Genomic DNA, 14,862 nt, shown 5'->3' on the forward strand with positions numbered 1-14,862 from the left:
AACGGTATGACTGTTATGGCACAGGTTTTCACTAAGCAAATGCGGTACCGGCTGGGGGCGCTGGCATTTGGCTTCCTTTTGCCCAGTGCAAGTTGGGCGGGAAGCTATGGCGCCGGAATTACGAATAGCCAGTGGTATCTTGCTGAATCTGTTTTCGAGTGCTCATTGGTGCATGAGGTTCCGGGCTTCGGGCGAGCCGTGTTCCGGCACCGGGCAGGTGAGGATTTGTCATTTTTTTTGGAATCCGAATTCCATCTAATGCGCCCTGGACAAGGTTCCCTAGTTGTTGAGGCACCGGCATGGCGGCCAGGCGTGGCTCCACGCCCTGTGGGTATGGTTGATGTATCGGATGGGCGCAGGCAGGTATCTCTGGAGGCCCGACAGTCTGTGATTCTTGCGCAAAGTCTTTTGGAGGGCATGCGCCCTACTGTTACCCGTGCCTCTTGGTACGACGGCAGCCCCGTTCGGGTGCAGGTGTCTAACGTTAATTTCAACGGCCAGTACCAGCTCTATCGCGCGTGCGCTGCGAATTTATTGCCGGTGAATATTGATCAGATAGGTCGTTCGAGAGTGGCGTTTGCCAGTGGCAGCAAGCGCTTGTCTGCAGCCGATATGGAGTTGCTCGACAACATTGTGGCCTACCTGATGGCGGATTCCACGGTGGAGCGGGTGTTTGTTGATGGGCATAGCGACAGAATTGGAAGTCGCATTGATAACCGGGCTTTGTCTGAAGAGCGCGCCAACGTGGTGGCTGACTATTTGAAAAGCCGTGGGATAGATCCAGATCTAATCACCGTAAGGGCTCACGGTGATCAGTACCCTGTATCCAGACGTCCTGCCGACAACCGGCGTACTACTATCCGTTTACAACGCGAGGGTGATCGCCCCGGAATGCAGCAGGCTAATGGCTACGGTGGCTTTACTTCAGGTTAAGTTATCGCGCGCGAATGTTTTAAATCTAAAAATCAGTATATCGAGCTCAGCACTTCCAGATGCGCATTCACGCTTTCAGCGAGCGCTTTTAAATGATAGCCGCCTTCCAGTGTTGAAATGATTCGATCGTTACTGTGTTCATTCGCCACGCCCGCCAAAATCTCCGTTAGCCAACGGTAATCCTCTGTTTCCAAATTCAGTTCGGCCATTGGATCCAAGCGGTGGGCGTCAAATCCGGCGGATATCAAAATTACTTGAGGCTTAAAAGCGTTCAGGCGTTTTATCCAGCCGGCTTCTACTTGCTTGCGATATTCTGCGGAAGAGCATTCCGCTTCAATGGGAATGTTTACGATATTGTCGGCTTGCCGGTGCACGTGGGAGTATGGAAATAAAGGGTGCTGAAAGCTTGAGCACATCAAGATGCGTTCATCTCCGCTAACAATATCCACAGTGCCATTCCCTTGATGCACATCAAAATCAATTATGGCTACTCGGTCAAGATGATGAAAATTGAGCGCGCGCATGGCCGCCAGAGCTACGTTGTTATAAAAACAAAAGCCCATCGACTTGGTGCGCTCGGCATGATGGCCTGGAGGTCGTGCGCAGATGAAGGCATTGGTAACCTGACTGCTCATGACCATATCCACCGCTTGGATGTTGGCACCGGCAGCCAATTTTGCCGCGCGTAGGGTGTCGGGCATCATGGCAGTATCCGGGTCGGTGAATACCCGCCCTCTGGTGGGCTGCATCATGTCGAGCTGTTGCAGGTAGTTTTCGGGGTGCACGCTTAGTAGTTGGTCGCGGGTAATTTCTTCCGGGCGCACCCAGTCTAGTTTTTCTGCAATACCGGTGTCGGCTATGTAACTGATGATGGCCGCCAGACGACCGGGACTTTCGGGGTGTTCTGGCCCCATGTCGTGTTTCATGCAGTCATCGTGGGAAAAAAATGCTGTGGTCATAAATTTCGAGACGTCCCGACTATACTTGTATTTTCTTCAATCTTATCAGGGATAATCTGATGGCGCCGAGTTTCTTTGGTCGTATAGTGGTAATCGGCATTTCACATCGGTTATTCAATGCATAAGATAGCTAAAACAACGTACCAAGGAGAGTCAGCTTGAGCACCCGGTATCTGGAAAGTCTGTTTAATCCTGATTCCATTGCATTGGTTGGGGCATCGGAACGGGCGGGCAACCTTGGTGGTATGGTGTTGCGAAACCTGATGGGTGGCGGCTATCCGGGCAAGCTTCTGGTGGTTAACCAGAGGGATTACGAAAATGTTCATGGCGTACCCTGTGTCAAAAATATTGCCAAAATGGAGTTTACGCCAGACCTCGCCATTGTCTGTACGCCACCGGATACGGTCGCCAAGACCATCAGACGCTTAGGTGAGGCGGGCGTTCGCACAGCGATCGTGATGACCGGTGGCATGTCCCGTACCCACAGTAAAACCGGCCAGCCTCTGATGTACTCGGTGCGAGATGCGGCGAAGGAAACAGGCATCAGAGTTTTGGGTCCCAATACCATCGGTTTGATAGTCCCGGCCAGAAGTTTGAATGCCACCTATGCGCATATGGGAGTGCTTCCCGGCCGCGTGGCGTTCGTGGGTCAGTCTGGCACCATTGCCAGTTCAGTTATCGATTGGGCCTTTGCTCGGGGGGTTGGTTTTTCCTATTTTCTCACCCTCGGCGACGGCATGGACATAGACCATGACGATCTGATTGACTATCTCGCCCAAGACTCCCAAACCCGAGCCATCCTTCTGCACATTGAACACATTCCAAATGCACGACGCTTTATGTCCGCCGTGCGAGTGGCCTCGAGAACTAAGCCGGTCATTGCCGTTAAATCTGGCCGGGTGCCAGAATCCGAGTGGCTAACCCATGAGCTACCGGACGGCATTAGGCGCAGTGATCCGATATACGACGCAATGCTCCAGCGTGCTGGTGTGCTGCGGGTTGATGGTCTGGGGCAGATGTTCGACGCTCTGGAAACGCTTACCCGCATGCGGCCTTTGCGCAGGGAAACCCTTGCTATTTTAGCCAATGGTGTGGGGCCGGGCGTTCTTGCAGTGGATCGGCTGGCGGATTTGGGAGGTGAGCTAGCGGACTTGTCCGAGTCTAGCATTGCGTCTCTTGCGGAACTTCTACCGCCATATTGGACACGCAAAAACCCCATCGACCTTAACTATGATGCTTCTCCGGAGCTATATGGCAATGCCATCAAGATTCTGGCTAAGGATCCGGAAGTGGCCAACGTGCTGGTAATGTACGCGCCTAGTTTGACCGAAGACAGCTTGCAAATTGCTGATGCTGTCGTGCAGGCGGCAAAGGGCACGCGGCTTAATATTTTCACCTGCTGGCTGGGGCAGAGTACGGTCATGGAAGCCCGTGATGAATTTTATCGCGCCGGGTTGCCTTCGTTTTTTAATCCGGAAAAAGCGGTTGTGGCCTTTATGCAGCATGTTCGGCACCACCGTATCCAACGCTTGCTGACGGAAACCCCCGAGTCGTTTACGGATCATTTCTCGGATTACGCAAAACCACGCCGATTGGTAATGAATGCGTTACGCTCAGGCCGCAAGCACCTGTCGAGCCGCGAGGCCCGGGAAGTGATTCGCGACTATGGCATCAATACCATCGAGACGATTTACTGCGAAGACGTAGAAGAAGTACTTGAAGCCTTTTCCATAGAGCGGCGCCCCGTGGACGTAACCCTTGTGCATGAGGAAGCCTGTCACCCGTTTGTTACCTTGACAGTTGCCCAGCGCCGCTATAAGGGCAAGGTGCAGAAGCTGAGCAGTGAGGCTGCCATTATTGATGCATGCCAGTTTCTGATGGAGGAGTATCAGGAGCACTTCCCGAACAGTGGTTTTCTCGGGTTTGCCATGCAGCACTCCTATCAGCACATTGGCGGTATTGAATTCAGTGTAGGGATTACCAGAGATGCCCAGTTTGGGCCTTTGGTGGTTTGCGGTGCGTCTGGCGCCCATATCAATGTAATGACAGACCGCCAGATAGCGCTGCCACCGTTAAACATGGTCCTCGCAAGAGAGCTGCTGCGCCGGACCTATATGTTTAAATTGCTTCGTGAGCACAGCTTGAAGCCAGAGGCAGATATTCGGGCGGTGTCTGAAACCTTGGTTACCCTGTCCCAGATTGTTATTGATATACCCGAAATTCAGGGGCTGGAGATTTCCCCCTTGTTGTTTAATGAGCAAGGCGCTGTAGCGGTTAACGTAGCTATTAATCTATCGGAATCACGAGGCCAGCCGATTATCCAGCCTTATCCCAGAGAGCTTGAGGAATGGTTGGTGTTACCAAAATCCGGTCGAAGGGTGATTATCCGCCCGGTTCTGGCAGAGGATGAGCCCTCCCACCGGGCCTTCCATGAGCTTCAGTCGCCCGAATCCATTCGCTATCGGTTTTTTCAATATCGTAAACACTTCACCCGGGAAGATGTCGCTCAGATGGTACAGATCGACTACGACCGGGAAATGGTTTTTATCGCCAACGCACCACGAGAAGACGGAGAAGGGGATGAAACTCTGGGCACTGTGCGAACCTGGACGGATGCAGACAATCTTCAGTGTGAGTTTGCCGTAATGGTTCACGATAAAATGAAGGGTGAGGGGCTTGGTGTTGCCCTAATGCAGAAGATGATTGATTACTGCCGTGCCCGTGGCACGGTGGAAATGGTGGGGAATGTGCTAGCGGACAACCGGCCGATGCTGCAGTTGGCTGAGCACATGGGTTTTGAAGTGAAGTATAACGTTGAAGAAGAGGTTATGGACTTGCGGCTGGTGCTGAACGAGCCGGAAAATGACTGGCAGAAAGAGCGGTTAGGTAAGGGCGCCCACTGAGACCTTTTTTAGAAAGGCCCCAGTGCTGCCCATAGGCTAAAATTGTTACTCTTCAACAATGGCCGAACGGTCTTCGCCGCCCATGGCTTCTAGCAAGCCCGGAATCAGTTTGGACAGTTCCAGCGTCATGAGCGTGAAGGCTGCGTCAAACTTTGCAACAGCGTCATCCACATCCACGTCGTCGAGCTGTTCTTGAAGTGTTTCACCAAATTTCAGTCGGCGAATGCCCATTTCCTCGTCAAGAACGAAGGACACGTTGTCATCCCAGGTTACGGCAAGCTTGGTTACTTCCATCCCGGCTTCCAAGTGATTGCGGATTTCGTCCGCTTTCAAATCTAGCCCTTTGCAGCGAACTACGCCGCCATCTTCCGATGGATCTTTTAGCTCACATTCATCCCCAAGGACTACACTACTTGGTAGGTCAATGGATTCGTTCAACCAGCCGGTAAAGGTGAATATAGGCGATTGTTCCAGTACAGGTGGGCGCACCGGTAGGGACCCGAGACTTTTGCGCAGCGTTGAAGCCATGTCTTCCGCCTGCTTTGCGGAGCCTGCATCAACCACCAAAACGCCGTCTTTCGGCGCCAGATACGCAAAGCTGCGACGGTTGCGAGAAAATGCTTGAGGCAGCATTTCAAGCATTACCTGCTCTTTTATTTCTTCCTTTTCTTTGCGGCGAACTTTACGACCTTGTTCATGCTCAATGGCTTCGGCTTTTTCTTCAACCGCATCTTTTATTACTGGGCCGGGCAGAATTTTCTCTTCTTTACGCAAAGCAATCAGATGATAGCCATTAGCACTATGAACCAGTAGTTCGCCGTGTTTCCCCAGTGGCGGAACCCATCCTTGACGAGCGGTTTCTTGTGGGCCACAGGGTTTGAACGCATCGGCGCTGAGCTTTTCTTCCAGCTCTTCAGAAGAAATATCAAACGGCTTGGTAAAACGGAAAACGCGGGCGTTGCGAAACCACATCAGGCTTGATCCTTGTCTTTCATATTTGGATAACTTCTACGAGCACTGTTTTAACGATAAAGCCGAAAACACCCGCCCCCAGCACTGTAAACAGGGCGATGGTACCAAACTTTCCGGCCTGTGATTTTTTAGCCAAATCCCAAACGATAAAGCCCATCCAACCAATAAGGGCTGTCAGAAGCACCATCATGGCGATCTGGGAAAATACTGCTTCATTCATGATTAACTCCGATTTAACTCTGGGTTGGGTGTCTCTTCTGTTTAATGCTCATCCCTTAGGAAAACCCAGTTATTTTTATCGGATTGGTCTTCGCTGAAATAGTAACCATCAAGGTCGAATCCCTTGAGGTCGTTTGCATTGGTAATACGATTCAGGATGGCGTAGCGGCACATGAGGCCGCGGGCTTTTTTAGCGTAAAAGCTGATTATCTTGTACTGGCCATTTTTCCAATCCTTGAATTGGGGGGTAATTAGCTGCCCTTCAAGGTCTTTCTTTTTAATACTTTTGAAGTATTCGTTCGAAGCCAGATTAACTAGCACCTCGTCGTCGCTTTTCAGCAAACGATTTATTTCTTGCGTAAGGCGTTCACCCCAAAATGCGTAGAGATCATTGCCCCGCTTGTTCTCGAATTTGGTGCCCATTTCCAAACGGTATGGCTGCATCAGGTCGAGAGGTTTGAGAATGCCATAAAGCCCAGACAGCATGCGCAGGTGCTTTTGGGCAAAGTTGAAGTCTTGTTCACTGAAGCTTTCCGCGTCTAGCCCGGTGTAAACATCGCCTTTAAACGCCAGAACGGCCTGGCGGGAGTTTTCGGGCGAGAAAGGCGTGTGCCAGTTTTGAAAGCGCTCGGCATTCAATTGGCCTAGCTTGTCGCTGACGCTCATCAGATTGCTGACCTGATGGGGCTCAAGCTCTTTGAGTTGGTCAATCAGTTCGCAGGCGTCATCCAGAAAGTCTGGCTGAGTATAGGTTTCCGTTGCCAATGGGCTCTCGTAATCGAGAGTTTTAGCAGGTGAGATAACCATCAACATGTTAGATAATTCCTCATTGCAGAAACGTAAGTAGCTGTTCCCGGGTAAATGGCCAGTTTAGTTCTTCCCCGGTGTCGTTGCGGCGAAGAACGGGAATTCGTGTACCGTAGTGCTCTACCAGCTCTTCAGATTGTGCGATGTCCACTACGTCCACTGGTATCGGTACTGGCATAGGTGTGCTCACTAGCAGGGCTTCTGCCAGTTCACACAGGTGGCATTGGGATGTCGTGTAAAAAAGTAGTTCCATTACTTTGGCTGGGCATCCAATTTCTGGCCGTTCACACCTTCACTGTCTTTACCCATCAGGTACAGATAAATGGGCATCAACTCTTCCGGCGCCGGGTTTTGCTGCGGGTTTTCTGCCGGGTAGGCGTGGGCTCGCATGTTGGTTCTTGTGGCGCCAGGATTCAGGCTGTTCACACGCACTTTCTGGCGCTCATCACCCAGTTCGTCGGCCAGCAGCTGGCTGAGGCCTTCAACTGCAAATTTGGAGACGGCATAGGCGCCCCAGTAAGCTCTGGCTTGTCGACCAACACCGGACGATGTGAAGATAACTGACGCTGCTTCGGATTTACGCAGTAGAGGAACCATCGCTCTACATAGCAGGAACGGCGCCGTGGCATTCACGTGCATGACTTTGTTCCAGATTTCCGGGTCATACATTTCCACCGGACTGCGGTCGCCGAGAATACCGGCGTTGTGCAAAAGACCATCGAGTTTCCCGAAGTTGTCTTCCAGAGTCATGGCCAGTTCTTCATAGTCCTTTACCGCAGCGCCTTCAAAATTCATCGGCACTATGGCCGGTTTCGGGTGCCCGGCAGCTTCGATTTCGTCATAAACCGTTTCCAGCTTGCCCACAGTTCTGCCTACAAGAATCACTGTGGCGCCGTGGGCGGCATAGGTTTTTGCGGCGGTACGGCCGATGCCGCTGCCCGCACCGGTCACCATGATGATGCGGTCTTTCAGCAGATCAGCGGGTGCCTTGTAATCTTGCATAACCTGTCTCCGTAGCAGACTGGAGTTTATCGGAGTCTGTCAAAATGGACCGTTTTAGAAGCGCGCTATTGTAACAGCTTTGCGAGATGGTTCACGGTGTCTGCAATAAAGTCCGCTTGCCATAGATCAACGGTTTCTGGTTCTTCTATATAGCCGTAACGTACGGCAATGGTTTGCATGCGCGCATTTCGGCCAGCTTCGATGTCACGTTCGTGGTCGCCCACATACACTGCATGCTCTGGATCTGCGCCGATTTGTTTGCAAGCGAGAAATAGGGCTTCCGGGTGCGGTTTACGGTCAGTGACATGGTCTGGGCACACCAGCGCTGCGCAACGCTCTGCCAAGCCCAGAGCTTGAACCAGCGGCTCAGCAAAGCGTACTGGTTTGTTAGTAACAATGCCCCAGGGAATCTCCCGTTGCTCTAGCGATTGGAGCAGCGCGTCCATACCTTCAAAAAGCCGGGTCTCAACGGCAACACCCGCTTCATATAAATCTAGAAACGCTGTGTGCTTGTTAAGATAATCCGGATGGTCTGGCTCTAGCCCAAACCCCACACGCACCATCGCCCGAGCGCCATTGGAAACAGACCTGCGTATGTGGTCCGCCGGAAGCGCCGGAAGCCCGTGCTGCTGGCGCATCTCGTTTAGGCAGCGGATAAAGTCTGGCGCTGTATCAATCAGGGTGCCATCCAGATCGAACAGAACAGCGGAAGGGTGGTTAGTCTTCACGGATATCCCGGGCGTGCATCAGGTAGTTAACGTCTACATCACGGCCAAGTTTGTAGGTGCGGGTAATGGGGTTATAGGTCATGCCTGTGAGTTCGCGCACCTCCAGTCCTGCATGGCGCAGGTGATCTGACATCTCCGATGGCCGGATGAACTTCTTCCATTCGTGGGTGCCTTTGGGGAGCATGTTCAGGACGTACTCGGCACCCACAATCGCAAACAGAAAAGATTTTGGATTGCGATTGATGGTTGATACAAACATGTGTCCGCCCGGTTTGAGTAGAGTAGAGCAGGCTTTGATAACCGAGGCAGGATCGGGCACGTGCTCTAGCATTTCCAGACAGGTAACGGCATCGTACTGGCCGGCGTGCTCGGGGTTCCGTGCCAACTCTTCAACGGTGATTTGCCGGTAGTCTACCTTGATTCCGCTTTCCAGACCGTGCAACCGCGCCACTGCCAAAGGCGCCTCCCCCATATCTATTCCGGTTACATGGGCGCCGCGCAGGGCCATGCCTTCGGAAAGCAGTCCACCACCACAGCCAATGTCTGCTACTCGTTTGCCAGCAAGGGATACGCGCTCATCAATGTAGTTAAGGCGCAAGGGATTAATGTCGTGCAGCGGCTTGAACTCGCTGGTGGGGTCCCACCACCGGCTAGCAAGGGCTTCAAACTTCGCAATTTCGTTACGGTCAACGTTCTGATTTGTCATCTTGTCTTCTGCCTGGTCAATCTGTCGAAATTTGGTTAGTCGGCCTGTTGCTTGCGAATGTTATCCGCCCAGTCTGCAACACGAAGCATTAAATCCGGTACGTCTATACGCGTTAGCTTGCCATCTTGTACTTGAGGTACGCCGTTGATCCAGCTATGGGTTACTGCGCGCCCATGGTTGCTATAGACAAGATGGGAGGCTGGGTCATAAACCGGCTGAATAAATGGATCACTTAGGTCAATGGCAATGATGTCGGCGAGTTTCCCCGCTAGTAGCGACCCCAACTCATGTTCCCGTCCCAAAGCTTTGGCACCATTAAGGGTGGCCATATGCAAAGCCTGATGGGCTGAAAGCGCGGCGGCGTTATTGGCAACCACTTTCGCGACCATGGCGGCCGTGCGGGTTTCACCAAACAGATCCAGGTCATTGTTGCTGGCTGCACCGTCTGTCCCAATGGTCATGTTAACACCGCTTTCCATTAACTTATGGGCAGGGCATAAGCCGCTGGCGAGCTTTAGGTTGGACTCGGGGCAGTGAATGATGTGCGCGCCTGCGCCTGCAACAAGTGCAATGTCAGAATCGGTAAGTTGAGTCATGTGAACGCATTGGGTTCGGTCACTAAGGGCGCCAAGCTCCGCAAGCCTTTCGATAGGGCGTTTACCTTCCTTCTCTATAGCCTCTGCTACTTCGAATGCGGTTTCATGCAAATGGATCTGAATACGTGCGCCGGTTTTCTCGGAAAGCGCTATAGCCTTACTTAGCGGTCCATCCGACACAGTGTAAGGTGCATGCGGGCCAATCGCGGGCATAATGTAATCATCGCCTCGCCACTCATCAATCATCGCCTCGCCCTTGCTCAAGTATTCGTCAGGCCCTGAACCCCACACCGTGGGGAAATCCAGCAAAGGAAAGCAAACTTGCGCACGCATGCCCGTGTCGTGGGCCATTTGGGCGACAATTTCCGGGAAGAAATACATGTCTGAGAAAGTAGTCGTACCGGTTCTCAGCATTTCTGCCATGGCTAGTTGCGTGCCGTCTGCAATGAATTGCTCGCTAACAAAACGGCCTTCGGCAGGCCAAATATGGTCGTTTAACCAGGTCATTAGCGGTAAGTCGTCTGCCATGCCGCGAAACAGCGACATAGCCGCGTGGCCATGCATGTTGATCAACCCGGGCATAACCACATGGTGGAGCAGGTTAATAGTCTCCCGGGTACGGATCTCGCGATCTGCTTGCGCCACAGGTATAACCGCTGCAATCTTGGTGCCCTGTACGATCACGGCTTGATGCTCAAGCACCACTCCGTATGGTTCAATCGGGATCAGCCAGCGAGCGTTGATGCGAATATCGGCTGCAGTGATAGTATCTGCCGTCATTAACCCTGCCTTGCAGTGCCGGCGACGAATGCCATAGAGCATACAAACAGAGCACGAGGCCGCCGGACGATAAAATGTAGCCCGGAAGTATAACCGTTATACTGGCCGTTTTCAGCGTTATGAAAGCGGAGCCAGACGATGAATAATTCCAAAGAATCCCAGTTTTCACCCACGCCTTCTTCTGGCTCACAATCTATTGGCACCGTAGCCCTGCGTTGGCTTGGTGCTAGCTTAGAGTTACTGGATCAACGTTTGCTTCCCGTTCAGGAGGAGTGGCTAACTCTGACGACCGCATCCGGCGTTTCGCAGTGCATTCAAGATATGGTTGTTCGCGGTGCCCCCGCTATTGGTATCAGCGCGGCTTATGGTGTCGTTCTTGCTGCGCGGCAGGCAACAGCAGACGATTGGCGCGCTCAAATACAAGAGGCTATGGGTGATTTGGCTGCGTCGAGGCCGACAGCCGTAAACTTGTTCTGGGCCTTGCAGCGCATGGAGCGCGTATTTGACGATTGCAGCACGCTCAGTGAAGCGCTGGCGCGATTAGAGAATGAAGCGGTTGCCATTCACCAGGAAGATCTTGCGGCAAACCTAACCATGGCAGATTACGCTGTTGAAGCGATGGGGTTTTCCGCTGCCGGGGGAGCTGTTAAAAAAATTGCGGTTCTGACTCATTGCAACACCGGCGCACTCGCAACCGGAGGCTATGGTACAGCGCTGGGTGTTATTCGTCGGCTGCATGAGAAAGACCTGCTGAAGCAAGTGTATGCAGATGAGACCCGGCCCTGGCTTCAGGGTAGCCGACTTACTGCTTGGGAGTTGGTGCGTGATGGTATTCCGGTAACCCTGAACGCCGATGGCGCGGCAGCAGCCATTCTTGCCGCGGGCGAGGTTCGATGGATTGTTGTGGGTGCTGACCGAATTACCGCCAACGGTGATGTGGCCAACAAAATTGGCACTTATAGTCTTGCGGTGCTGGCAAGGCACCACAAAGTCGGGTTTATGGTCGTTGCGCCTTCCACCACCGTGGATATGGCTTTGCAGTCTGGTGCAGATATTCCAATTGAAGAGCGAGATGGTACTGAGGTTCGTGAGATAAGAGGCATACCGCTGGCGCCGGAGGGGGTGTCGGTGTTCAACCCAGTATTTGATGTGACGCCAGCGAGCTTGATTGACCTGATCGTTACCGAAAAAGGTGTAGTGCGGGACCCGGATATAACCGGGATGCGCAACCTATTTGGATGATGGCTTTTTGCCAGTAGCGTTGCTTTTCTCTGTAGGCGCACCCTCCTGGTTTGCGAAGCTTTCGCGGAGCTCAGCAACTTGCTTTTCTTGATCCTCTGCAAAGTGCAGCGACATTTCGAAGCTTTGCCGCGTAAACTCCAGAACCTTACGAAAGCCTTCATCCGATAGGGTTCTTGCCGAGTCATGGCGACGGAAAATGTTGATGAACTCCCTCTCTCGCTCAAACTGTAACGGAACTCTAGCCACACCCCAATCGCTGAGAATCTGCCAAACCTCCGGGTTATAGTTCCGGGTAGTGCGCATAATAAACGGGATAGGGTCATTTCTTGCAATCAGGGCGGTTAGGCGAAGGATCAACTCAAACGATAGTGTGGCTGTGCCGTTTTCGATGGCCTCAAGTACAGATTTATCTCGGAGATCGAGGGCTTCGCTCATTTCTGACAGAGTAAGCCCGGCCACTTCACGGATATCTTTCAGCGACTGGCCAGCTGCAAGCATGGCGCGGAGCTGGTCTTGCGAGTTGATCAGAGCCCGACCTACGCGCAAAGACTTATCGGTAGCGCGAGCTCCAAAGCGGAATGCTGAACCTGTAATGCTGGCAAGGCGGTCTATAATGCCGTCTGGCGCTTTTTCCGATGCTGTCGGTTTGCGCAGTACGTCTACTTCTTCTTGCGAGCGCATGGCGTGCAAGGCATCCAACAGCATGTCCTGTAAAGCTCGGGCTTTATTCTGATGCTCCTGCTCGTTGGCTACAGGCTTGTCTGGCTTTTGGTTCATTACAGCGCGTCCGCCTGAGCCGCGAATTGTTGCGGGGTAAGGATGGAGGCCATGCGTTTATCCAACTCGAGCATGTCCGCCATAATGTCACCACCTTCGCGAATAACAAAATCCAGCTCTTCATTTCCAGACCCGAGATCGGCAGCTTGCTGATCTTGCCAGTCTTCGAGTTCATCGAGGGACTCAAAAGGCTCTTCACCCCGCAGTTCCCTGCGAGCATTTGCAATGGTCAGTCTTGTGCGTTCGATCTGTTCCTGCTGGATAGTGCGCTCGTCCAGATTAAGGCTTACCGTATCCCTTTGGCGCTGCTCTTTCAGGAAATCGATTTCCTTTTGAAGGAGTCTGAAATCCGGGCTCTTGGCAAAGCGATCATCATGGCGTTTACGGAGTTCCTCAATAATTCCACTGAAATCAAAATACCGGGTATGAGGAACCGCATCAATTTGATCCCAGGGCAGAGCGTGATCCAGAGCGTCTTCGCCGATTCGGGTCTTATCAATACGGGTAGGGATCTCGATATCCGGAATCACACCCTTATGCTGTGTTGAACCACCAGATACCCGGTAGAACTTGGATTGGGTAATCTTGAGTTGACCATGATTGAGGGGGCGAACGGCCTGTACGGTACCTTTGCCAAAGGTTTGCGAGCCGACTACCAAGCCGCGACCGTAATCCTGAATGGCACCTGCAAATATCTCGGATGCCGATGCGCTCATACGGTTGGTGAGCACCACTAAAGGCCCGTCGTAGGCAACTGAAGCATCGTCGTCGTTGAGCACCTGAACTTCGTTGTTCGAGTTGCGAATTTGCACGGTGGGGCCGGTGTCGATAAATAAGCCGACTAGGTCATTGGCCTCGTGCAGAGCGCCACCGCCGTTATTGCGTAAATCCATAACCAAGCCGTCTACGCCATCTTGTTGCAAATCTTCAATCAGTTTTCGCACGTCACGGGTTGTGCTCTTGTAGTTGGGGTCGCCAGCCTGCATAGCCCGGAAGTCAGCATAGAAGGTTGGAATGGTGATAACCCCAACAGTGTATTTCTCGCCATTGCGGTCAAACTCAATCGTGTCTTTGCTGGCGCTTTGTTCTTCCAGTTTCACTTCATCGCGGTTGATGGAAATGGACTTGGTTAGGGTTTCGTCGGTTGCACTAGCTGGCACAACTTCAAGTGTAACTACAGAGTTGCGGGGGCCGCGGATAAGGTCCACTACTTCATCCAGACGCCAGCCAATCACGTTAACCGGTTTTTCGTCTTCCTGTGCAACAGAGACAATTCTGTCGGCGGGTTTAAGCTGGCCTTGCTTCGAAGCTGGTCCCCCGGGCACCAGACGGACAACTTTTGTATATTCGTTGTCCGCTTGCAGAACCGCGCCTATGCCCTCAAGAGAGAGGCTCATATTAATGTTGAAGTTTTCAGAGGTTCGCGGTGAAAAATATGAAGTATGCGGGTCCCACATGCCAGCGAATGCATTCATGTAGGCCTGAAACGCATCTTCGCTGCGAGCTTGGTAAGCGCGCTTGAGTTGGCCCTCGTACCGTCGTTCAAGAGTATCTTTAATCGCTTCGTCATCGCTGCCGTTGAGGCGTTGAGCCAGTACAGCATTTTTGATGCGTTTCACCCACAAGGCATCTAGCGCTTTTTTGTCTGGCTCCCACTCAGCGTCAGAGCGATCAAGTAAAATGCTTTCATTAGAGGTGAAATCTAGATTTTCTATGCCCTTTTCGAGAGTGCTCAGCGCGAATTGTAGGCGCTCTATAATGCGCTGCTGAACCAGATTGTAGATATCAAACCCCGGCTGCAGTTGGCCGGTTTTAAGGGCTGATCCTAGGCGGTTTCTGACTTTGGATAATGCCTCAACATCGCTTACAGTAAGATAGATCCGCTGCCCGTCTAGGTAATCCAGATAAGCGTCAAACACGTCACCGGAAAGTTTGTCACTGATACCCAAGTCGCGAAAATGAGTGAACTGCAGTTGCCGCGCAATAAGTATGTTGGCGCGTGCCTGATCAATCGTTGGTGCAACCGGCGTGTAGACCTCGGGTTCTACTGCTTTTGCTTGGGCTCCGAAAGGTGCTGATAGAAGCAGGGCGATGGTAAGCGCTTTACATACACCCATCCCGCCAGTCTTATACGGCACGGGACGAACAGATGATTTTTTCGCGATGGTCATAAAAACATACCTGACGATGCTGGGTACCCGCCAGACAAATCTGGAGCCGGTTAACCCGTGGGCTGAT

At 52.4% G+C, this 14,862-nt stretch carries 14 protein-coding genes; 3 read left to right on the forward strand and 11 right to left on the reverse strand.

All coding sequences use genetic code 11. The annotated features are described in order from the left end of the window. The first annotated feature begins 15 nt into the window (after positions 1–15). The gene (locus MWU62_RS13850; RefSeq protein WP_247115462.1) at positions 16–933 is read left to right on the forward strand and encodes an OmpA family protein; all 918 of its coding nucleotides are present in this window, start codon (positions 16–18) and stop codon (positions 931–933) included. Positions 934–965: 32 nt separating this feature from the next. Here the strand turns inward: MWU62_RS13850 and MWU62_RS13855 are convergent, their stop codons facing one another. After that, positions 966–1,892, reverse strand: coding sequence for a histone deacetylase family protein (locus MWU62_RS13855; RefSeq protein WP_247115463.1), 927 nt, complete (start codon positions 1,890–1,892; stop codon positions 966–968). A gap of 158 nt (positions 1,893–2,050) precedes the next feature. On the opposite strand from MWU62_RS13855, the gene MWU62_RS13860 reads away from it, so the two are divergent. Next, positions 2,051–4,795 carry a GNAT family N-acetyltransferase gene (locus tag MWU62_RS13860; RefSeq protein WP_247115464.1) on the forward strand — a complete coding sequence of 915 codons (2,745 nt, stop codon included), beginning with the start codon at positions 2,051–2,053 and terminating at the stop codon, positions 4,793–4,795. A 45-nt stretch (positions 4,796–4,840) separates the two neighbouring features. Here the strand turns inward: MWU62_RS13860 and rdgC are convergent, their stop codons facing one another. The 8 genes from rdgC to MWU62_RS13900 form a co-directional block, all read right to left on the reverse strand. After that, positions 4,841–5,767, reverse strand: coding sequence for a recombination-associated protein RdgC (gene rdgC, locus MWU62_RS13865; protein WP_247115465.1), 927 nt, complete (start codon positions 5,765–5,767; stop codon positions 4,841–4,843). A 19-nt stretch (positions 5,768–5,786) separates the two neighbouring features. Beyond that, the gene (locus MWU62_RS13870; protein ID WP_247115466.1) at positions 5,787–5,987 is read right to left on the reverse strand and encodes a DUF2788 domain-containing protein; all 201 of its coding nucleotides are present in this window, start codon (positions 5,985–5,987) and stop codon (positions 5,787–5,789) included. Between the two features lie 41 nt (positions 5,988–6,028). Beyond that, a complete protein-coding gene (yaaA, locus tag MWU62_RS13875) occupies positions 6,029–6,799 on the reverse strand; it encodes a peroxide stress protein YaaA (RefSeq protein WP_247115467.1) in 771 nt (256 codons plus the stop codon). Between the two features lie 13 nt (positions 6,800–6,812). After that, positions 6,813–7,046, reverse strand: a complete 234-nt coding sequence (locus MWU62_RS13880; protein ID WP_247115468.1) for a glutaredoxin family protein — start codon at positions 7,044–7,046, stop codon at positions 6,813–6,815. Next, on the reverse strand, positions 7,046–7,795 hold the full coding sequence (locus MWU62_RS13885; RefSeq protein ID WP_247115469.1) for a YciK family oxidoreductase: 750 nt from the start codon (positions 7,793–7,795) through the stop codon (positions 7,046–7,048). The genes MWU62_RS13880 and MWU62_RS13885 overlap by 1 nt, the downstream gene beginning before the upstream one ends. A gap of 65 nt (positions 7,796–7,860) precedes the next feature. Continuing rightward, positions 7,861–8,523 (reverse strand): HAD family hydrolase, encoded by a 663-nt coding sequence (locus MWU62_RS13890; RefSeq protein WP_247115470.1) that lies wholly within the window; start codon positions 8,521–8,523, stop codon positions 7,861–7,863. Beyond that, entirely contained in the window at positions 8,513–9,229 is a 717-nt protein-coding gene (gene ubiG, locus MWU62_RS13895) for a bifunctional 2-polyprenyl-6-hydroxyphenol methylase/3-demethylubiquinol 3-O-methyltransferase UbiG (protein ID WP_247115471.1), read from the reverse strand. The genes MWU62_RS13890 and ubiG overlap by 11 nt, the downstream gene beginning before the upstream one ends. A gap of 35 nt (positions 9,230–9,264) precedes the next feature. Then, positions 9,265–10,605, reverse strand: coding sequence for a TRZ/ATZ family hydrolase (locus tag MWU62_RS13900; RefSeq protein WP_247115472.1), 1,341 nt, complete (start codon positions 10,603–10,605; stop codon positions 9,265–9,267). Between the two features lie 138 nt (positions 10,606–10,743). Here MWU62_RS13900 and mtnA point away from each other — a divergent pair, with 138 nt between their 5' ends. Continuing rightward, entirely contained in the window at positions 10,744–11,847 is a 1,104-nt protein-coding gene (gene mtnA / locus MWU62_RS13905) for an S-methyl-5-thioribose-1-phosphate isomerase (RefSeq protein ID WP_247115473.1), read from the forward strand. Here the strand turns inward: mtnA and MWU62_RS13910 are convergent. Both MWU62_RS13910 and MWU62_RS13915 read right to left on the reverse strand, forming a co-directional pair. Then, entirely contained in the window at positions 11,836–12,624 is a 789-nt protein-coding gene (locus MWU62_RS13910; protein WP_247115474.1) for a helix-turn-helix transcriptional regulator, read from the reverse strand. The two genes, mtnA and MWU62_RS13910, sit on opposite strands and share 12 nt — an antisense overlap. Next, a complete protein-coding gene (locus tag MWU62_RS13915) occupies positions 12,624–14,795 on the reverse strand; it encodes a carboxy terminal-processing peptidase (protein ID WP_247115475.1) in 2,172 nt (723 codons plus the stop codon). Before MWU62_RS13915 ends, MWU62_RS13910 begins: the two co-directional genes overlap by 1 nt. Positions 14,796–14,862: the final 67 nt, after the last annotated feature.

It is taken from the genome of Marinobacter sp. S6332, from assembly GCF_023016045.1.
Taxonomy (GTDB): Bacteria; Pseudomonadota; Gammaproteobacteria; order Pseudomonadales; family Oleiphilaceae; genus Marinobacter.

What these genes read in the sequence shown, in the direction of transcription:
- MWU62_RS13900 (WP_247115472.1), bottom strand. Translation starts at nt 10,605, where the DNA reads ATGACGGCAGATACTATCACTGCAGCCGATATTCGCATCAACGCTCGC.
- MWU62_RS13915 (WP_247115475.1), bottom strand. Translation starts at nt 14,795, where the DNA reads ATGACCATCGCGAAAAAATCATCTGTTCGTCCCGTGCCGTATAAGACT.
- MWU62_RS13850 (WP_247115462.1), top strand. Translation starts at nt 16, where the DNA reads ATGGCACAGGTTTTCACTAAGCAAATGCGGTACCGGCTGGGGGCGCTG.
- MWU62_RS13910 (WP_247115474.1), bottom strand. Translation starts at nt 12,624, where the DNA reads ATGAACCAAAAGCCAGACAAGCCTGTAGCCAACGAGCAGGAGCATCAG.
- ubiG (WP_247115471.1), bottom strand. Translation starts at nt 9,229, where the DNA reads ATGACAAATCAGAACGTTGACCGTAACGAAATTGCGAAGTTTGAAGCC.
- MWU62_RS13885 (WP_247115469.1), bottom strand. Translation starts at nt 7,795, where the DNA reads ATGCAAGATTACAAGGCACCCGCTGATCTGCTGAAAGACCGCATCATC.
- MWU62_RS13880 (WP_247115468.1), bottom strand. Translation starts at nt 7,046, where the DNA reads ATGGAACTACTTTTTTACACGACATCCCAATGCCACCTGTGTGAACTG.
- MWU62_RS13870 (WP_247115466.1), bottom strand. Translation starts at nt 5,987, where the DNA reads ATGAATGAAGCAGTATTTTCCCAGATCGCCATGATGGTGCTTCTGACA.
- mtnA (WP_247115473.1), top strand. Translation starts at nt 10,744, where the DNA reads ATGAATAATTCCAAAGAATCCCAGTTTTCACCCACGCCTTCTTCTGGC.
- rdgC (WP_247115465.1), bottom strand. Translation starts at nt 5,767, where the DNA reads ATGTGGTTTCGCAACGCCCGCGTTTTCCGTTTTACCAAGCCGTTTGAT.
- yaaA (WP_247115467.1), bottom strand. Translation starts at nt 6,799, where the DNA reads ATGTTGATGGTTATCTCACCTGCTAAAACTCTCGATTACGAGAGCCCA.
- MWU62_RS13855 (WP_247115463.1), bottom strand. Translation starts at nt 1,892, where the DNA reads ATGACCACAGCATTTTTTTCCCACGATGACTGCATGAAACACGACATG.